Source organism: Marinomonas transparens, from assembly GCF_016463975.1.
Lineage (GTDB): Bacteria > Pseudomonadota > Gammaproteobacteria > Pseudomonadales > Marinomonadaceae > Marinomonas > Marinomonas transparens.
In genome coordinates, this window is the sequence record NZ_JAEMNX010000009.1 from 17,302 (window position 1) to 35,667 (window position 18,366).

The window sequence follows — 18,366 nt, forward strand, 5'->3', positions numbered from 1 at the left end:
TTATTATTTCGCCAAAATATCGCAAATTCGTTGGCATGCTTTGCCATCACCATAAGGGTTATGAGCACGGCTCATTTCACTGTATGCGACGTCATTCGTTAGTAGCTTATTCAATGCCGCGGTGATTTTTACCACATCGGTTCCAACCAGTTTTACCGTACCTGCGTCTACCGCCTCAGGGCGTTCTGTTGTATCTCGCATAACTAAAACAGGCTTGCCTAAACTTGGTGCTTCTTCTTGTATGCCACCTGAGTCCGTTAAAATAATGTGCGAGCGGTTCATTAAGTACACAAAGGGTAAATATTGCTGAGGCTCAATTAAGTGCACATTATCTACGTCACTTAAAATGCGATTTACAGGCTCTTGCACATTAGGATTTAAATGTACTGGATATAATATTTGAACATTAGGATGCGATTTCGCTGTTTGCGCTAATGCTTCACAAATACGCTCAAACCCACCACCAAAGCTTTCACGTCGATGGCCTGTCACTAAGATCAGCTTTTTATGACTATCCAGCATAGGAAATTGTGCCGCTAGCGTATTTGTTAAATTCGTGTCGGCCTCGATTTGCGCTTTTACCAGTAATAAGGCATCTATTACTGTATTGCCAGTTACGTGGATGTTTGAACTGGCGATGTTTTCATTTAGCAGATTTCGCTGTGAGTTCTCAGTGGGGGCAAAATGGAACTTTGTTAAAGACCCCGTCAACCTGCGGTTGCCTTCTTCCGGCCAAGGAGAGTAGATATTCCCAGTACGCAACCCTGCTTCCACATGACCTACTGCAATTTGCTCATAATACGCTGCTAAGCTTGTAGAAAAAGTCGTTGCAGTATCACCATGCACTAAAACTACATCAGGTTTAAATTCTTTCAGTACTGGCGTTAACTCAAGCAAAATACGACTGGTCACTTCTGGAAGTGTCTGCCCTGCCTTCATGAGATTCAAATCATAATCTGGTGTTATTTTGAAAAGATCCAATACTTGATCAAGCATTTCACGATGCTGAGCCGTCACACAGACTTTGGCTTCAAAACGTACATCCTTTTCAAGAGCGCGCACTAAAGGAGCCATTTTTATAGCTTCAGGACGTGTACCAAAAACGGTTAAGACTTTCATTTTTATTTTCAACTCTTATTAAATTTTTAGATTTGAACTAATGGCTTACCACTTGTTTTTTACTTCATCTTTTACAAGGCTTTACTTCTTCCCTAAGCTGCTCTATTTCTTTTTCTAGTAACTCATACTCTTTCAATTTTCTCTGAAGAAAACTCTGAGTAAGAACGATTTTTTCTTCTATACCTGTTGGAGTAAGCAAATACAAATAACCGGTTTTATTAGTGCTATTTTTAAAGTTTTCTGCTTTTACCAAACCTTTTTCTATTAATGCTTTTAAGCAAAAATTGGTTTTTCCTAGGCTAATATTCAGACGCTTTGCCAATTCACGCTGACTAATATCTGGATCTTGCTGTAGTTCTTTTAATATTTTGTAGCGATATTCGTCTGTTAACATGAAAGCACCTTGTGTTCGAGGCAAATTAACGAATATAAAAAAATCGATGGATTAATGCATTCCCCATGCGTTTAGTCCGAACATTAATATTAAACAATTTTTCGCTTTGACTGGCTTTCTCCATTTGTTGCATGAAAGCTTTACAATATCATGTTCAGTTGATGAACAATCATAATTGAAGGCACTCATTAACGCAAATAATGTATTGAAAGGTATCTCTTTGTAAATTCATTGTAAACAAATAAACGACGATTTCTTGGGCCAGCAATTTAGAAATTGATTATTTTTTCATCGAAAAAGGTTAAGGTGTCGACCTAAAGACCGACCTACAGGTATTTCGGTTTGTAGGCCGTGTTTTAGCGCGACAAGGTATTGCAGATTGATGGTATCGGCCTGAAGACCGATCTACAACAAACAACTTTCGCACGATATTGAAGACATGGGTTGGTAGTTGGTTTAGGGTATATTGTGGTTTAATCTTGGTCATTCTCTAAAAATACATAAGGATTTGTATGTTAACTATAAACCTAACGGCTATGTGGTGTTCGACGGCGAACGCTATGCCATTAATGCCAAGGCACACCAAATTAGCGGTTATTCGGCCCATGCGGGGCAATGGGATTTATTAAATTTTATTAAACGCATGCGAGTTAAACCAAAGAAAGTACATTTGGTGCATGGGGATGATGTCGCCAAACAAACATTAAAGGAGTTGATTGAAATGGAACATCCAGAATGTGAGGTGGTGATTCCAATATAAACCTCCAGCTGTCACCCGAAGAACAACAGCCAAAGGTTTATTTTAGCATTATTCCACTGTAACGGATTTTGCCAAGTTCCTTGGCTGATCCACATCCGTGCCTTTCACCACTGCCACATGATAAGAAAGCAGTTGCAACGGTATGGTATGCACAATTGGCTCTAAAATAGAATCCACTTTTGGCACTTCGGTAAATATAATATTTTCTTCGCTATGCAAGTCCGTGTCTTTGTCTGCAAAGACATACAATTCACCACCACGAGCCGCCACTTCTTGCAGATTCGATTTCAGTTTATCTAACATATCGTTATGAGGCACCAAGGCAATAATAGGCATATTCTCATCGACTAATGCCAACGGCCCATGCTTCAACTCACCTGCCGGATAAGCTTCCGCATGTATATAAGAAATCTCTTTAAGCTTCAGAGAGCCTTCTAAGGCTATAGGAAACATAGTGCCACGGCCAAGAAACAAAGCATTATGTTTATTGGCAAAGCGGTCTGCGACATTTTTAATGTGAGCATCTTCTTTTAGGGCCAGATCCACATAAGCAGGTAAAGAACGCATAGCTTGCACCAACTCTTTTTCTTTCTCTGCGGACAAGCCATTTTCAACGGCAATAGCAATACTAGTAATCAACAAAGCTGTTAATTGCGTCGTAAAGGCTTTCGTTGACGCCACACCAATTTCGGCTCCTGCATTGGTTAATAACGTAAGGGCAGACTCTCGTACCAAGGTACTTGATGGAACATTACAAATAGCCAAAGTAGTCAAATAACCAAGCTCTTTTGCCATACGAAGTGCTGCTAAGGTATCGGCAGTTTCTCCGGACTGGGACAACGTTAAGAAAAGGGTGTTTTTAGGTACAGCCACTTTGCGATATCGATATTCACTCGCAACTTCTACCGTACAAGGCAAGCCAGCTAAATCTTCAATCCAATATTTGGCTACCATACCCGCATGATAACTAGTACCACAGGCAACGATATGGATATTTTCGACTTCTTTTAAGAAACCAGAGTCGGCACCAAAGCAACTTGTTAATACTTTGGTTTCACTAATGCGACCATCTAAACAAGCAGCAATGACTTTAGGCTGCTCGTAGATTTCCTTCATCATATAATGACGATATTCGCCTTTATCCGTCGCATCAATATTATGATTAAACACACTGATTGGACGCTCTTGCGGCTCACCTTTGGCATCGTAAATTGTCACTTGATCACGAGAAAGCTCAACCACATCACCTTCTTCTAAAAAGATAAATTGATCTGTTACATGCAATAAGGCAAGCTGATCAGAAGCCACGAAGTTTTCTTCAATACCTACACCAACCACTAACGGACTGCCTTTTCGAGCTGCTATAAAGCGTTCGTTGTCATCTTTTTGCACTACACCAATAGCAAAAGCGCCCTCTAGTTTAGCGAGACTTGCTTGAACTGCCTTTAATAAATCCGGCTGGGATTTCATGGCATCATGAATAAGGTGAACAATAACTTCCGTATCTGTTTCGGATTTAAATTCATAGCCTTTTGCTTTTAATTCACGGCGAAGCGGTTCGTGATTTTCAATAATACCATTGTGAACCAATGCCAGGTCATCACCAGAAAAGTGCGGATGGGCATTCGCTTCTGTTGGTTTACCATGAGTAGCCCAACGCGTATGAGCAATACCGATTTTGCCATCTAAAGGATAAGCTTCAAATTTATCTTTTAATGCCTGAACTTTACCAACCGCACGGTGGGAGTACACACCGTCTTCGTTATTAATCGCAATACCAGATGAATCATAGCCTCGGTATTCAAGGCGACTCAGCCCTTCAATCAAGATTTTAGATACATTACGGCACGCAATAACACCCACTATTCCACACATACTTCATGTCCTTTTACATTTATGCTGCTGATGCGTTTCCAGCATAATAAAATTAAGTTATTTAAGATTTTTTAGTCGGTCGAGGCCAGTTATCTTTATGAGTTTGTCGCGCTCGAGCGAATGCTAATTGGTTTTCGCCAACCGCTTTGGTTATGGTTGAGCCTGCAGCTATGGTCGCTCCTTCAGCAATAGATACGGGAGCAACAAGAGAGCTGTTTGATCCAATAAACACATTATCGGCCACTTGGGTAAGGTGTTTATTAACGCCATCGTAATTGCAGGTAATGGTTCCAGCACCAACATTGACGTTAGCCCCCATTTGAGTATCTCCAATATAGCTCAAATGACTAACCTTACTGCCTTCGCCGATATGGGCTTTTTTCGTTTCGACAAAATTACCGATTTTGGCGTTATTAGATAGATAAGTACCAGGACGTAATCGGGCAAAAGGGCCGATATCACAGGACTCACCCACTTGGCTATCTTCAATGAGGGTATTGTTTTTTATAACGGTGTTATCACCAACAACGCAATTTTTAAGATGACAGTTTGGACCAATCTCGACACCATCACCAAGAACAACCTTTCCTTCAAAAATACAGTTAATATCAATGATCACGTCATTCCCGGTGACTAACTCGCCGCGTACATCTATGCGTGAAGGATCTAGCAATGTCGCGCCGTTTTGCATTAAAGCAATAGCTTGCTGAGACTGAAGCTCTCGCTCTAGTGCCGCTAGTTGAACACGATCATTCACTCCTGCCACTTCCGCTTCACTCAGTGGGTTAACCGTTACTATGTCCACACCATCACGGGCAGCCATTTCAATTACATCGGTTAAGTAATATTCGCCTTGAGCATTATTGTTATTAAGAGAAGCAAGCCAAGTTTGTAAATGATCATTTGGAGCAAGCAAAATCCCAGTATTCACTTCTTGTATTTTTAACTGCTCTGCTGAAGCGTCTTTTTGCTCAACAATCGCTGTTACTTTGCCACTTCCGTCACGAACAATTCGGCCATAACCTGTTGGGTTATCTAAAGAAATAGTTAATAGCACCAAAGTATTCGCTGTAGACAAAGCTGTCATTTTCTCAAGCGTTTCCGAGCTAATAAGAGGGACATCACCATAAAGTGTTAGTGTCGCACCACCTTCTTCTAAGAAGGGTGCAACCCTACGCAATGCATCTCCTGTGCCTTGTGGACTATCTTGCCAAACAACATTAGTCGAAAAATCCTGACAACTTGCCTCTACCTGTTCACCTTGATGCCCAACAATAAGGTGCAGCTTCGCTTCTGATAAGCTACTCGCTGTATTGAGCACCCTTCTCACCATTGGTACGCCACCCACTTTATGCAGTACCTTAGAAAAGGCCGACTTCATTCGACTTCCTTTTCCTGCGGCAAGAATAACAATATCTAGTTTCATGAATCGTCCTTGTTTTGACTTATCAAGATAATAATAAATTTGAGTATAAGGCATTAGACCTTTTTGCAAAAAACACCACAACCCAAATTGTCAAAAATAAAATGACAATTTTAAAATAAACACTCAGACTAATGATTTAATAAGATTATATTAGAGAAATCAGTCAAAATTGTTAGCATATTAAATATGTTGCTCAGCTTCATTTTTAGTACAGCGGTTACATTCAACTTGAAGCAATTCAACCAACAGCCTAGTAGCAGGTCCTGTCCGTTCACCTTTACCAAAAACCGCATAAAGATGAAACTTTCGCTCTCCTCCTGAGACTAGATTTAGCTTTTTTAAGTTGCCCGCCTTTAAGTCTTCTAAAATATCGGCTTTTGGCAACCACGCAAAACCCACTCCACTGACGACAATCTCCAGTGCTGACTGCAAACTGGATACAGTCCACCGTCTATCAGTACCTAGCCAGCCCGCATCGACAGAGGTTTCTACCGCAGAGTCACGAATAACCAATTGAAGCTCTCGACTTAAGCGTTCATTATCTATTGGATACTCAGCGGTCGCCAAAGGATGGTCTGAAGACGCTACAGCAACCATCTCAACATCTACGATAGGATCAGCCAAATACCCTTTAGCCACCAAACTGGTTAACACTAAATCAGGATGACCATGGGTTAATGCTTCCGTTCCACCACTTAATACGACTTCTTTAAGTTGTACTTGTGTGCCCTGACTTTGGGGCTCAAAGGCCTTTAACGCTCGCAACAAAGCGGGTTTTGGAAAAGCTTGATCGACAACCAACTCAATTTCAGGCTCCCAACCTTGCCCTAACGTGTGAGCAAGCTCTTCAAGGTCAACCGCTTCTTTTATTAAATGGCGGGAACGACGAAGAAGCACTTCCCCCCTTTCTGTGAGTTTTGCTTTCCGACCCTCAATAATTAATAAAGGGTAGCCTAACTGATCTTGCAGTTTCGCTACGGTATAGCTCACAGAAGATTGGCTTTTATGAAGAGCTTCTGCCGCTTGAGCAAAGCCACCTCTATCTACAACCGATTGCAAAACTCGCCATTGCTCTAAGGTTACGCGCGGTGCTTTCAAGACTATTCCCTCATATTGTTAAACAACACCTTAAACTTATCGCATTTTTCGATCAATATCCGCTAAAAAAACCGCTTTTTAATCAAATAAACTGACTATAAGATACAACAACAATCAAATAACAGAGCAAGAGACGCTCTAACTTTATTTCGGAGAATGATATGACAACTTTATTACGAGTGGATTCAAGTGCTTCAGGCGAAAATTCAAAATCCCGTCAACTAGTAGACACTTTTGTTGAGGCATGGTTAGCAAAGAATCCTGGCGGAACGGTTGTGGTTCGTGATGTGAATGAAAACCCACTACCTCACTTCACAAGTGAGACCCTAGGCGCTATGTTCACACCAGAAGAAGCTCGTTCAGATAGCCAGAAAGCGATTGTCGCAATTGGAGATGAGCTTATTAGTGAATTGGAAGCTGCTGATGTCATCGCTGTTTCAGCTCCTATGTACAATTTTGGTATTCCTTCTACACTAAAAGCTTATTTTGATTATATTGCACGTGCTGGCCGTACCTTTAAATACACAGAAACAGGCCCTGTTGGACTAATCAATAAAGACGCTTACTTATTTACGGCAAGTGGTAGTTTCTTAGCAGAAACACCGATGGATCACCAAGTACCTTATTTAGGCACTTTCTTAGGCTTCCTAGGAATGACAGTTAAAGAAACGTTTATCGCTGGCGGTCAAGCTATGGGTGAAGCTGGCGAAGAAGCATTCAACCAAGCAAAAGAAGACATCGCTGCAGCAATCTAAACAATAGAGCCGACAAAACAGAAATTTTTGTCGGCTCTCTATTTATAGCTATCAGCATTTAAAGAATTACAAACCATTCGCCTTTAGAGCAATTCGCTTACGCTGAATATCTACCTCTAACACCGTCACATTTACCACTTGACCGACACGAACTAAATTTCGCGGATCCTTTACATATCGATTGGCCAATTGCGAAATATGTATTAACCCGTCCTGATGCACACCAAGGTCAACGAAAGCACCAAAAGCAGCAACATTCGTCACCACCCCTTCTAACGCCATTCCTTCTTGTAAATCATCTAAATGATGAACATTTTGATCAAAGGAAGCATAGCGAAACTCTGGACGCGGGTCTCTTCCGGGCTTTGATAGCTCAGTTAAGATATCAGAATAGGTCAGGTCACCGACATGGGAAAAAACTGGCGCCATTAGTTTGAGCTGATTCAATACCTGTACATTATTAAGCAAGTCACTGGTTTTTAATTTCACACTATCAGCCATCTGCTTAACAAGAGAATACGACTCTGGATGAACACCCGATTGATCCAGTGGCTCTTTGCCATTAAGTATTCTTAAAAAACCAGCACACTGCTCAAAGCACTTTTCGCCTATTCCTTTAATTTTTAATAGCTCAGATCGAGATTCAATTCTCCCCTTCTGCTGTCGATACTCAATAATATTTTTCGCCAATCGCTCCGTTAAGCCAGAAACATAGGATAAAAGCGACACAGAAGCCAAGTTAATATCGACACCTACTCGATTAACACAGTCTTCAACCACATTGGCCAAAGATTGAGATAATTGCGAAACCTTCAAGTCATGCTGATATTGACCTACACCTATTGCCTGAGGGTCAATTTTTACCAACTCAGCCAAAGGGTCCTGAAAACGTCGCGCAATAGAAATAGCGCCACGAATCGTAACATCTAGATCAGGGAATTCATCAATGGCAACTGGGGAAGCCGAATAAACAGAAGCCCCCGCTTCACTTACCACCACAGAGTGACAATCCAAATTATTTCCCTTAATAAGTTTAGCTATTAAGTTTTCAGTTTCTCGAGAAGCGGTCCCATTACCAATAGCAACCCAATGAACTTGATGCTTACGGATTAATTTGCTTAACAGTGTAGTCGCGTCCTGCATTCTATTTTGTGGGGCATGTGGATAAATAACACCATGCTCAACAACTCCTCCTTGCTCATTAACCACCGCCAACTTCACCCCATTACGAAAACCAGGATCAAGACCTAAAACACAATGAGAACCAGCAGGCGCAGCCATTAATAAGTCTTGCAAGTTCTCCGCAAACACTTGAATCGCCCCCTCTTCAGCTTTTTCTTTCAATTGCGATAAAATATCACCCTCTAACTTTGAAAAAAGTCTATTCTGCCAAGCTAAATTTAAATATTTTTGTTGCACAGAAGTAAGTGCTTGTCTCTTTATTTTTTCAACCCCAAACAATTGGTAAAGGTGCGAGACCTCTAATATTCTCGGACACTCCCTCTCTTCTCGCAAAGAAACACCTAGCTTTAATATTGATTCTTTTTTTCCTCTAAACAGAGCAAGTAATCTATGTGCAGGCACCTGATTGATTTTTTCTTGATAATCAAAGTAATCCCTAAATTTCCCCCCTTGCTCTTTTTTACCTCTTAATACTCGGCTAACCAACACCCCTTCTCTTAATAAGGTCAACCGCCCTAGTTTCAGAAATTCATTATCGGACCCAATAATATCTCCGATTATTTCCACGACACCATCTAGAGCCAGTTCAGGTGAGATAACTAAACCATTCTGCTTACACCAAGCCTTAACCTCTAACAAGGTATCAAGGCGCTCTCCAGACCAAATCTCTTCAGCTAAAACCTCCAGCCCCAGTTCTCTCGCTGCCCACGCCTTAGTCTTACGTGTTTTCTTGAAAGGTAAATACAAGTCTTCTAGCTCTGTTTTCGACATCGCCGCCCGTATTTTTTTTCTAAGTATTTCAGAGCAACCCTCGTCATCTAACAATAAAGACAAAATGCTTCCTTTACGTTTTTCTAATTCAACCAAATACCCCCAACGCTCATAAAATGAGCGTAAGGCAACATCCGTCATTCCACCAGTACATTCTTTCCTATAGCGTGCAATAAAAGGAACCGTCGCCCCTTCTTCAAATAGCTGAATAACGCTATCGGCGTGTTTTTTTAAAATAGAAAACTCTGCACTTAAGCTATTTGATATAGAAACCATAAATTACCCTATTACTTACACTTTCATAACAATTTAAATTCATAATATAATTAGCAAAAATCATTTTTTTTTATTAAAATCCTCCGCCAAACTTGAAAAAATATGAAACTATCTCACACTGTATAAAGAAGCAATCAATACAGCTTTTAATGGTTTAATATTAAGAAGAAGTATCATAAGGACTTTTACCTTATGATCAAACCTCACCATAAAATAGAAAAGAGTATAATTTTTTCTCTTACATTTGAGCGGTTCATGTTTCTAAGTTTTGGCACTTATCGCTGAGTGTAAAGGATGGACTTCTTTTTTCAGTGCAATACAACCTTTAACCAGTTTTAACAGATAGGGGACACCAATGAGTTTATTACTTGAACTAGCCGGAAATAAAGCCAAAGCACGTGCAGCAGCAAAAGAATTAACGGTTGCACAGCTTGAAAACCTAATTGCAGGTTTCAATAATGCACTTGAAAAACTGAAAGAAGAAGAGGCAGCTCTTCAAGCAGAAAAGGCACAAAAATCAGCATTGGCCGAAGAAATTGCAACACTTATCGCCAAAAGCGGCTTAACAATGGAAGAGGTTTCCTTGTTATCAGCACCTAAAGCTGGTGCAATGAAAGGCAAAACCGTGGAACCTAAGTACCGTCTCGTTGTTGATGGTCAAACTTATGAGTGGACTGGTCGTGGCCGTACACCAAAAGTATTCCAAGAGTACTTCAACTCAGGAAAAAGCCGTGAAAGCGTAGAAATTAAATAGCGCCTTCCTTATCGATTAGCCCGAAAAAAGACCGCCATTAAACAATAATAGCGGTCTTTTTTACTTATCCCTCAATAACTTATTCTTTACTTTTGAATGCATATCGAATCAAAACAATAGCACAGCCCAACATACCACCTAACAACACTCCTAACATAGCAATCAGAGCCCGCTTAGGAGAAGTTCGGCTAATGGGTTTTTCTGGTTCCTCTACAAATTGGAAAGTATCAAAGCTAATATTAGAATCAACTTGCGAGGTTTTAAGCAACGCCAATTTCGAATCAATTTGCTGCAAACGTGGTTCAATAACACTCAATTCTTTCAACCCCTCCAATACATCAACTTTTGCCTCTAATGCATTGGCGCCAATATTAATAGCAAATAACTCTTCATCGCCTAGGTTTTGTTGAGGCTTATTAATTCCGGCTGCTTTAGCAATCTGCAATGCATATTTAGATCGCCTAAGCTCATAATCTAGATGTGCAGTGGCTAAATCAGTTAACAGGGCTTTTTGCTGTATCAGACTGCTTCTTTTACCGTCAACGATAGAGTCTAAATTGGCTATCACACGTTCTCTTGCCTTCCCTTCCACAAATTGAATGTAGCCATTTAACAGGTCATAACTACCTTTCGAAGAAGATTGCATACCAGTTAATACATAAGAGTTACTACCTTTTACAAGATTAGCAGAAAGCCTATCATCCCACCTAGCATATAGAGCTAACTCTATATCTTCAGAGCCACTGGCTCGAAGCCCCTCTAACTCATCTTGAAATTCAGGTAGCATTGAAATATAAGCTTTTCTGTTCTTTCTTGACTCAAATTCCTGTACATAAATGCTAAACAAGGTTTGTGGTAAAACAAAGCGATCCAGACTAGAACTAACCCGAATATCTCCTCCTACTTGATAGACATCAAAAACAGGCTGAAACTCACTCACCATTTTTTGATAGTCAGAAAAATCACTTATCTGAGGTTGTGTTATAAGAGCCTCAGCAGTCCAAACTTCCTTAGCGTTCAATGCATAAACAACAGCTATGGCTGCACAGATTACAGTAGTGACAATTATAATGAACTTGCCTTGCCACAAAGCAACAATTAGCTCTTTCAGATCAATTTCATCATCATGCTTAGGCAGAGATGATACTTGAGACAGCTGATTTTCTCCCACAATCCTTCCTTACTTATTTTATATAGTGATATTAAAATGATAGTTCAAATTCACAAAACCGAATTAGTAAAAAACTACAAACCAATTGTTTTATAAATCAAATCCCAAACTCCATGCCCCAAACGCTCGCCGCGCTGTTCAAATTTTGTCAATGGGCGCCATTCTGGTCGAGGGTGATATAAGCCTTTTCCTGCTGCATTTTCATATTGCTCTTGGGCTTCCATTACTTCCATCATATGTTCTGCATAGGGCTGCCAATCGGTCGCCATATGAAAGTAACCGCCTTCTTTCAACACATTAGCAACCTGCTGAGCAAACAAGGGCTGCACAATACGACGTTTATTATGCTTTTTTTTATGCCAAGGATCAGGAAAAAACAGTTGAAAAGCACTCGCTTGTTTTTGAGGCAAGCAGTTCGCCATCACTTCAATGGCGTCATCACAATAAACGCGAAGGTTAGTAATGTCTTCCTCTTTGGCAAGCATCATCAACTTGGCTACACCAGGCGGGTGAACTTCGATACCAATAAAATCTTTGTCAGGGGCATTCTTTGCCATTTCAGCAAGAGAAGCTCCCATACCAAAACCTACTTCAATTACAACGTCAGATTTACGACCGAATACATTTTGGTAATCAATTCGCCCATCCGCCAACTCTAGTCCGTAAACTTCCCAATTTGCATCGTAGTTTTTCTGCTGTCCTTCCGTCATGCGGCCACCACGAACAACAAAACTGCGAATAGTACGTTTCTTTACGGGTTCTTGTAATCCTGTATTGTTATCTTGCATGATTCTCTATCGTGTAGGTGATTCTATATTGTATATTGGGGCGGTATGCTACCCGAAAAACCACTTTCTGTCCTGTTTTAACAAGGTAGATATAGGTAAAACAAACATTACTCTTTATATCCTTTCGCCCTCCACAAACATATGACTAGAAGCAACCAGCCAAGTAAATAACAAATACCACCCAGGGGAGTAACAACACCTAACCAAGTCTGGCCAGTCAAGGTCATCACATACAGGCTTCCTGCAAACAAAACATTACCGACAAAAAAGAAAGACAAAATGGCTTTATGGAAAGAAAGGTAAGAAGACAAAGCGGCAACAAGCAACCCTGCCAGCGAATGATACATTAGATATTGGCTACCAGTGTGCCACCAGCCAAGTGCTCGTTCATCCACTAGGCCATTTAAAGCATGAGCACCAAAGGCACCAGCCGCAATAGCAAGGGCAGCTTGAGCCGCAAAAAACGCAGCCCATTTTGCAGGAAAAGTTAAAGAAGCCATGGGTTATTCCAATACGTTCAAATAGCCATTACTACCAACGGCGTAATAACGATCTCCTACGCCAAAAGCTAACGCCAATACACTGGCTCCGGTAGGACGACCCTTATCTTTAAGATACAAATCCCATTCTTTTTGAACAATTCCTGTACTAACCTGAACAAGTGATACTCGACGATTAATCCCGCCCAGTAAAATGGAGCGATTATCTCCAGAAAACACCGCCTGACGAATGGTAATATTGCGGGACTCTAAACTCCCCGTATCAATCGCGGTGACTTCCTTCCCAGTAGCCGTAGACCAAATTTTGGCTGTGCCCAGCTGAGCGGCACCAAACGCATATTTACCATCCGCAGACAAAGCAACGCTGGCAATATTATTACTCAAGGTCCACTCATACTTTTTCGTGCCCGTACGCATGTCCCAAAGAATCACCTTGTAATTGTCATCACCGGTAAGACCCAATGTCGCATCAGGAGAAACATCGACCGCACGAACAACCGCGCCCGTACGCAAGGTTTGTATGATTCCACCTTTTTTCACATCAAAATAGCGCGCTGTTTGATCATCCAGACCAACCAGTGCCAAATTGCCATTGCGTGTTAATTTCAGCGCACGAATATCGCCCGGCGTTGTCCAGAAACCAGCCGATTGGCCAGTCGATGTGTCCCACAAAACAAGAGTTCGAGCTCCGCCCGTCGCGGCAAACCCACCACTGGGGTCAATGTCTACACTAATAAGGGGAGTATATTGTCCGCTCTCATGGTTCCAATTATAACGACGCTCATTAAGAGCCGTATTCCAGTAGCTACCGCCATGCTGAATAGAACCTATAACCGCAGCGCTACCATCATCGCTCAATACCGCCGAATAAACACCTTGCACAGCGTACTCCGCAGTTCTAATAGGAGCCTCTTTCGAGCAAGATAAGAGAACCGTTAGTGAAACAACAAATAGGCTGAGTTTAAGCAGTCTTTTCGCTATGTGCTTCATGTAATTCCTTGATCAACTGATCTTCATGTTGAAATCGATCTGCCATCACCACACTCAAAGCTTGCAGAGAAAAAGGCAACGCCTCTAACTGATCGTTACAGTGGTCTTTGGTGTCATACTTATCATTGAACTCAATGGCCACTTCTGTTGTGCTATCAATTTGTGGTAGTAGCTCACGCAATAATACTAAGGCTTTATCGTCTTCAAAGTCTTTAGCTTCTAATGCGAGCTGCTCATAAACATTAAAGTGTCCCACCGATACATAGTCCACCAACATTTCACATAATGCTTGGATCTTCGGGGTATCTGTCGGGGTAAACTCACCCCGCTCTCGTAAATAGATCAAAGCTTCGATCAACTGACGTCTTTGCTCTAACCAACGATCAATGATTTCGTGAACACCACCCCATCGCTCTTGCGCTGTTTTGCATCGTTCCAACATACCCTAGCTCCATTAACGAAGTGATAATTGCTTATTTGATGCAAATAAGCATATTCCGATCCATATGCCCCTGCAAGGCAATCATCTGAGGGAAATTGTAACCTTTGTTATGACTAGTTAGCTGCTTTGTAAACCTTTAGTGCAATCACCAAATTGATAACCGCCATTGCAACAAAGGCTACCAAAGTCCAACCTGGAATACTCAAACCTAAGAAAGTCCACACAACATCGCCACACTCACCTGTTCCCATTACCATAGCTTGCATGATTTCTTGCCAAGGAAAAACGTCCAGCATGTAACTTAAACCAGGTAAACACGCAGGCAGCTGGTCCATAGGTAAACTTTGTAAATATAAGTGACGGATAGCAAGTGCAGCACCTAATAAAGATAAAACCATCACAACCCAAGAACATATTTTTCTTACCTTGATACTGGCCGTTAACGCAGAACCTAAAGACATTACCCCAACAGAGAAAAAGGCAATGCGCTGTAACATGCATAAGGGACAAGGCTCTAACCCCATTTGATATTCCATGTAAAAAGCCACTGCCAAAAGAGCAAAAGAGCAAAATGCAACCAATCCATGGAAACGGCGAGCCGATAAAAACGCGAACATATAAAGATTCCTAAGCTTATTTAAATGAAAGTTTTACAGATTAAAGTGTGGCTACGACAGCAAGAAATTTGGAAAGTGCAAAATTACTACTGACATTCGCCTTTAATGGCAGTTAGTATACTGTCTATTGGAACGAATACGAGATCATAAAATGTCATTGACGATACCACTACACACCAAGCAACTCCTTCTTGCGCTACTCATACTAAGCAGCTTTTTCTATCAAGTGAGCTACGCTGAGGATGAAGCCAACAGCACAAAGCCCGTTTATATCGAGCTCACCCCCGATTTTATTGTTAACTACTCCTCCAGTAGTACGCGATTAAAATACATAAAAACAAAGATAACCTTACGTTCTGATAGTACAAAAGAAGCTCTGGTTAACGACAATTTGCCCTTGGTTCAAGATGCTCTCATCATGTTTCTTAGCTCACGAACAGAAGAACAAGTAACAGGTGCTATCGCACGAGAAAAAACACGCGAAGAAGCCGCCGTTGCCATTAACCAAGTACTAAAAGAAGAAACCAACCAAGAACCAATAAAAGATGTGCTTTTCTCAAGTTTTGTCACACAGTAAACCCCAAAAATCGAACCCAATAAAAAAGCGCCAATCTAACGAAAGGCGCTTTTTTATTAGGTAATCGTTCGAAAATTATAATTCTGTAATGTCATCTGGGCTGACATAGCCAACTAGTTTATCCGTCTCTTCATTATTGAAGAATTTCTCCATCTGCTCCATCACATACTTGCGTGATTCAGGCAACATCAAGTTCAACTGCTTTTCATTAATCATCATGGTTTGCAACAGCTGCCATTCCTGCCACGCCTGTTTAGATACATTTTGCAGAATATCTTGGCCTTTTGCCCCCGGTAAAGGCGCCCGCTCTAATGCTTCCATATCTTTTTGGTATTTCTTACAAAAAACAGTGTTCGCCATGGGAATAACTCATATTGATAGTAAGGGTAACAATGATAATGGCGCTAAAGCTGAAAAAATCAAGGGATCTTTAACGAGTAGCTGTCATATCAACACTCGCGCCAAACCTATTGTAATAAAGAACGCAATCAACCAAAAAATAGAAGGCCTTTTAGACTTTAGCCACACAAAGCCTAATACGACAATAATAAGATCCCATCCACTCACCAAGCTTGAAGTAGCAATAGGGTGATACAAGGCCGCTATTAAGATACCGACCACAGCAGCATTTAGACTGACAACAATAGAACGAAAACGCCTATTAGAAGATAAGCTCTGCCAGACATTTTGCACCCCAAGCATCAACAACAGGCCAGAGGCAAAAACCGCCAAGGTAGCAACACCTGCCCATAACCAAATATTTTCTCCCTGCGGTGTAGCAGATGCACCTAAAAAGCTAGCCATGGTAAACATAGGGCCGGGAACCGCTTGTGCGGTAGCATAGCCAATTAACAAGCTGAATTCAGGAACCTTGTCAGCCACAAACGCTGACAGCATAGGCAGCACAACATGGCCACCACCGAACACTAAAGCACCAGCCTGATAAAAATTGGCAAACAAACCACTCAAGCCTGAATCAAATGCAAAGCTTAAAACAAAAACAATCACAGCAAGAGCTAGCATCAGCCAACCAAATTTCACCTTGGGTAAGGACTCGCCAATACTGCTTTGAGCAGAAGGTTTAAGCAAACCTATAATAGCCGCAGTAAGCAAGACTAAAAGGCTCGCTAAACTACTCGGCAAAAACACAATAAACGCCGCACTCGATAATGCAACCAACCCCATAGTTTTCGTCTGACAAAAAGAACGCCACATACTCAGGCAAGCATCCGCCACCACGACAACGGCTAAGAGTTTCAACGCATGCACTGCCCCCTCAAAAAAGACATCATCTTGCCAATGCATACCAAATTTTGCCAACAACACCATGACGACAAAAGACGGCAGGGTAAAACCAATAAAAGCGGCGATACCACCCGCTAAACCAGCCCTATGATAGCCTAGCGCAAAACCCACTTGACTAGACCCAGGACCCGGAACAATTTGACTCAAAGCCAACCACTGCGCATATTGCGCTTCACTGGCCCACTTTCTTAATTTGATAAACTCTTGGTTGAAATAGCCTAGGTGAGCAGCCGGTCCACCAAAACTGGTAAAACCTAATAATAAGAAAGAAACAAACACCTCGGTTAGGCGTTTTATGTAAGAGGGCGTGTTGTGGGACATTATCCTTTCCAATTCATTAATCTTTGTTATTTGAGACCTTTGCACGAAGTCGCGAGCAAAGCCAAGACGAGGCAAAAATAGACGAAAAAGCGGAGTTTATGGGTTATAAATGAGCACCTTGAGTCTATTTTTAACAATGTATTGGTACGCACAGCAGTCGTGCAAAGATCTCTATTTAGCTGAGTCTAAAATACTACGCACTGGCGCAGGCAAACCAAGCTGTAATGCTTGCTCCAAACTGAACCATTGATACTTACCCCCCTCCATCACCAAGTTCGTATCTTGCATTTGAATTCGGCTAGGGGAAATATCTAAGTGATAGTGACTAAAAGTATGTCGAAAAGATAACAAGGCCGTGACAGTTTTCACCTGTGTCGCAAAACGCTGCTCAATATGCAGTACGATAGACTCTTCGGATGCCAGCTCAGGTAAACTCCACAGGCCGCCCCAAATCCCCGTCTGCGGACGTTTTTCTAATAACAGCTGACTCTGTTGATTCATCAACACCAGCAATTGAATACTCTTCTCTGGTTTTGCGGCTTTTTTCGGTTTCCTAATGGGGAACTGGGTAGGGTCTTGAGTTAATCTACCCTGACAATCACTCTCTAGTGGACACAATAAGCATTGAGGTTTTGAACGAGTGCAAAGGGTCGCACCTAAATCCATCATCGCCTGAGTGTAATCACCACATCGCTCACTGGGCATGTATTGCTCAGCTAATTCCCACATGGCATTTTCCGTTTTCTTCTCACCGGGCCAAACAGGGACGGCATGAAAACGTGCCAATACGCGTTTAACATTGCCATCTAAAATCGCCGCTTGCACATCACGAGAAATCGATAAAATCGCCGCCGCCGTTGAGCGCCCTATTCCGGGCAACTCACACACACCTTCGACACTCTGGGGAAATTCGCTATCAAACTCATCCACCAGCATTTTTGCCGCTTTATGCATATTACGAGCACGAGCGTAATAACCAAGACCGCTCCAATGCGCCAATACCTCATCCTGCTCCGCATCGGCCAAGGCTTCTACATTAGGAAAAGAAGACATAAACTTGTGGTAATAGGGTATCACTGTGGTCACTTGCGTTTGCTGCAACATGATTTCAGAAATCCAAACTCGATAGGGGCTTTTATCATCTTGCCAAGGCAAGCTTTTACGCCCGTGCTCGTCAAACCAAGCCAACACACGGGGCGCAAAATTTTCAACTGGATGCATGTATTTCTCGTCTCAACTCAATAT

General features: G+C 41.7%; 19 protein-coding genes. 4 read left to right on the forward strand and 15 right to left on the reverse strand.

Going from position 1 to position 18,366, the window contains the following annotated elements; all coding sequences use genetic code 11:
- Positions 1-3 precede the first annotated feature (3 nt).
- Positions 4-1,119: a non-hydrolyzing UDP-N-acetylglucosamine 2-epimerase gene (wecB, locus tag I8J31_RS09030; protein WP_199468046.1), complete on the reverse strand. Its 1,116-nt coding sequence runs from the start codon at positions 1,117-1,119 to the stop codon at positions 4-6.
- 64 nt (positions 1,120-1,183) lie between these two features.
- On the reverse strand, positions 1,184-1,513 hold the full coding sequence (locus I8J31_RS09035; RefSeq protein ID WP_199468047.1) for a MarR family EPS-associated transcriptional regulator: 330 nt from the start codon (positions 1,511-1,513) through the stop codon (positions 1,184-1,186).
- A 466-nt stretch (positions 1,514-1,979) separates the two neighbouring features.
- Here I8J31_RS09035 and I8J31_RS09040 point away from each other — a divergent pair, with 466 nt between their 5' ends.
- Entirely contained in the window at positions 1,980-2,273 is a 294-nt protein-coding gene (locus I8J31_RS09040) for an MBL fold metallo-hydrolase RNA specificity domain-containing protein (RefSeq protein WP_233402675.1), read from the forward strand.
- A 48-nt stretch (positions 2,274-2,321) separates the two neighbouring features.
- On the opposite strand, the gene glmS is transcribed toward I8J31_RS09040, so the two are convergent.
- From glmS to I8J31_RS09055, 3 genes are all read right to left on the reverse strand, one after another.
- On the reverse strand, positions 2,322-4,148 hold the full coding sequence (glmS, locus tag I8J31_RS09045) for a glutamine--fructose-6-phosphate transaminase (isomerizing) (protein ID WP_199468048.1): 1,827 nt from the start codon (positions 4,146-4,148) through the stop codon (positions 2,322-2,324).
- A 61-nt stretch (positions 4,149-4,209) separates the two neighbouring features.
- A complete protein-coding gene (gene glmU, locus I8J31_RS09050; protein ID WP_199468049.1) occupies positions 4,210-5,574 on the reverse strand; it encodes a bifunctional UDP-N-acetylglucosamine diphosphorylase/glucosamine-1-phosphate N-acetyltransferase GlmU in 1,365 nt (454 codons plus the stop codon).
- Between the two features lie 180 nt (positions 5,575-5,754).
- On the reverse strand, positions 5,755-6,672 hold the full coding sequence (locus I8J31_RS09055) for a LysR family transcriptional regulator (RefSeq protein ID WP_199468050.1): 918 nt from the start codon (positions 6,670-6,672) through the stop codon (positions 5,755-5,757).
- Positions 6,673-6,833: 161 nt separating this feature from the next.
- Between I8J31_RS09055 and I8J31_RS09060 the strand changes: the two genes are divergently transcribed.
- Positions 6,834-7,427, forward strand: a complete 594-nt coding sequence (locus I8J31_RS09060) for an FMN-dependent NADH-azoreductase (RefSeq protein WP_199468051.1) — start codon at positions 6,834-6,836, stop codon at positions 7,425-7,427.
- A gap of 66 nt (positions 7,428-7,493) precedes the next feature.
- Here the strand turns inward: I8J31_RS09060 and I8J31_RS09065 are convergent, their stop codons facing one another.
- Complete coding sequence (locus I8J31_RS09065) at positions 7,494-9,656, reverse strand: Tex family protein (protein WP_199468052.1); 2,163 nt, start codon at positions 9,654-9,656, stop codon at positions 7,494-7,496.
- Positions 9,657-10,011: 355 nt separating this feature from the next.
- On the opposite strand from I8J31_RS09065, the gene I8J31_RS09070 reads away from it, so the two are divergent.
- Complete coding sequence (locus tag I8J31_RS09070) at positions 10,012-10,410, forward strand: H-NS histone family protein (RefSeq protein ID WP_199468053.1); 399 nt, start codon at positions 10,012-10,014, stop codon at positions 10,408-10,410.
- Positions 10,411-10,489: 79 nt separating this feature from the next.
- Here I8J31_RS09070 and I8J31_RS09075 read toward each other — a convergent pair whose 3' ends face one another.
- The 6 genes from I8J31_RS09075 to I8J31_RS09100 form a co-directional block, all read right to left on the reverse strand.
- Positions 10,490-11,581, reverse strand: coding sequence for an LPS O-antigen chain length determinant protein WzzB (locus I8J31_RS09075; protein WP_199468054.1), 1,092 nt, complete (start codon positions 11,579-11,581; stop codon positions 10,490-10,492).
- Between the two features lie 74 nt (positions 11,582-11,655).
- Entirely contained in the window at positions 11,656-12,369 is a 714-nt protein-coding gene (gene trmB / locus I8J31_RS09080; protein ID WP_199468056.1) for a tRNA (guanosine(46)-N7)-methyltransferase TrmB, read from the reverse strand.
- Positions 12,370-12,476: 107 nt separating this feature from the next.
- Complete coding sequence (locus I8J31_RS09085) at positions 12,477-12,869, reverse strand: DUF423 domain-containing protein (protein WP_199468058.1); 393 nt, start codon at positions 12,867-12,869, stop codon at positions 12,477-12,479.
- Between the two features lie 3 nt (positions 12,870-12,872).
- Positions 12,873-13,859 (reverse strand): WD40 repeat domain-containing protein, encoded by a 987-nt coding sequence (locus I8J31_RS09090; RefSeq protein WP_199468060.1) that lies wholly within the window; start codon positions 13,857-13,859, stop codon positions 12,873-12,875.
- Complete coding sequence (gene rsd, locus I8J31_RS09095) at positions 13,831-14,301, reverse strand: sigma D regulator (protein ID WP_199468062.1); 471 nt, start codon at positions 14,299-14,301, stop codon at positions 13,831-13,833. Before rsd ends, I8J31_RS09090 begins: the two co-directional genes overlap by 29 nt.
- Positions 14,302-14,414: 113 nt before the next feature.
- Positions 14,415-14,918 carry a disulfide bond formation protein B gene (locus I8J31_RS09100; RefSeq protein WP_199468064.1) on the reverse strand — a complete coding sequence of 168 codons (504 nt, stop codon included), beginning with the start codon at positions 14,916-14,918 and terminating at the stop codon, positions 14,415-14,417.
- A 151-nt stretch (positions 14,919-15,069) separates the two neighbouring features.
- On the opposite strand from I8J31_RS09100, the gene I8J31_RS09105 reads away from it, so the two are divergent.
- Positions 15,070-15,495 (forward strand): flagellar basal body-associated FliL family protein, encoded by a 426-nt coding sequence (locus I8J31_RS09105; RefSeq protein ID WP_199468066.1) that lies wholly within the window; start codon positions 15,070-15,072, stop codon positions 15,493-15,495.
- Positions 15,496-15,570: 75 nt separating this feature from the next.
- Here the strand turns inward: I8J31_RS09105 and I8J31_RS09110 are convergent, their stop codons facing one another.
- The 3 genes from I8J31_RS09110 to mutY form a co-directional block, all read right to left on the reverse strand.
- Positions 15,571-15,855: an oxidative damage protection protein gene (locus I8J31_RS09110; protein WP_199468068.1), complete on the reverse strand. Its 285-nt coding sequence runs from the start codon at positions 15,853-15,855 to the stop codon at positions 15,571-15,573.
- Between the two features lie 84 nt (positions 15,856-15,939).
- Positions 15,940-17,121, reverse strand: coding sequence for a chromate efflux transporter (chrA, locus tag I8J31_RS09115; protein WP_199468070.1), 1,182 nt, complete (start codon positions 17,119-17,121; stop codon positions 15,940-15,942).
- Positions 17,122-17,292: 171 nt separating this feature from the next.
- Positions 17,293-18,342 (reverse strand): A/G-specific adenine glycosylase, encoded by a 1,050-nt coding sequence (gene mutY, locus I8J31_RS09120; protein WP_199468072.1) that lies wholly within the window; start codon positions 18,340-18,342, stop codon positions 17,293-17,295.
- Between the last annotated feature and the right edge of the window lie 24 nt (positions 18,343-18,366).

Excerpts from the sequence above, each read along its gene's own strand:
- I8J31_RS09065 (WP_199468052.1), bottom strand. The coding sequence starts at position 9,656 with ATGGTTTCTATATCAAATAGCTTAAGTGCAGAGTTTTCTATTTTAAAA.
- wecB (WP_199468046.1), bottom strand. The coding sequence starts at position 1,119 with ATGAAAGTCTTAACCGTTTTTGGTACACGTCCTGAAGCTATAAAAATG.
- I8J31_RS09085 (WP_199468058.1), bottom strand. The coding sequence starts at position 12,869 with ATGGCTTCTTTAACTTTTCCTGCAAAATGGGCTGCGTTTTTTGCGGCT.
- glmS (WP_199468048.1), bottom strand. The coding sequence starts at position 4,148 with ATGTGTGGAATAGTGGGTGTTATTGCGTGCCGTAATGTATCTAAAATC.
- mutY (WP_199468072.1), bottom strand. The coding sequence starts at position 18,342 with ATGCATCCAGTTGAAAATTTTGCGCCCCGTGTGTTGGCTTGGTTTGAC.
- I8J31_RS09070 (WP_199468053.1), top strand. The coding sequence starts at position 10,012 with ATGAGTTTATTACTTGAACTAGCCGGAAATAAAGCCAAAGCACGTGCA.
- I8J31_RS09110 (WP_199468068.1), bottom strand. The coding sequence starts at position 15,855 with ATGGCGAACACTGTTTTTTGTAAGAAATACCAAAAAGATATGGAAGCA.
- rsd (WP_199468062.1), bottom strand. The coding sequence starts at position 14,301 with ATGTTGGAACGATGCAAAACAGCGCAAGAGCGATGGGGTGGTGTTCAC.
- chrA (WP_199468070.1), bottom strand. The coding sequence starts at position 17,121 with ATGTCCCACAACACGCCCTCTTACATAAAACGCCTAACCGAGGTGTTT.
- I8J31_RS09060 (WP_199468051.1), top strand. The coding sequence starts at position 6,834 with ATGACAACTTTATTACGAGTGGATTCAAGTGCTTCAGGCGAAAATTCA.
- I8J31_RS09090 (WP_199468060.1), bottom strand. The coding sequence starts at position 13,859 with ATGAAGCACATAGCGAAAAGACTGCTTAAACTCAGCCTATTTGTTGTT.
- I8J31_RS09035 (WP_199468047.1), bottom strand. The coding sequence starts at position 1,513 with ATGTTAACAGACGAATATCGCTACAAAATATTAAAAGAACTACAGCAA.
- I8J31_RS09105 (WP_199468066.1), top strand. The coding sequence starts at position 15,070 with ATGTCATTGACGATACCACTACACACCAAGCAACTCCTTCTTGCGCTA.
- glmU (WP_199468049.1), bottom strand. The coding sequence starts at position 5,574 with ATGAAACTAGATATTGTTATTCTTGCCGCAGGAAAAGGAAGTCGAATG.
- trmB (WP_199468056.1), bottom strand. The coding sequence starts at position 12,369 with ATGCAAGATAACAATACAGGATTACAAGAACCCGTAAAGAAACGTACT.
- I8J31_RS09100 (WP_199468064.1), bottom strand. The coding sequence starts at position 14,918 with ATGTTCGCGTTTTTATCGGCTCGCCGTTTCCATGGATTGGTTGCATTT.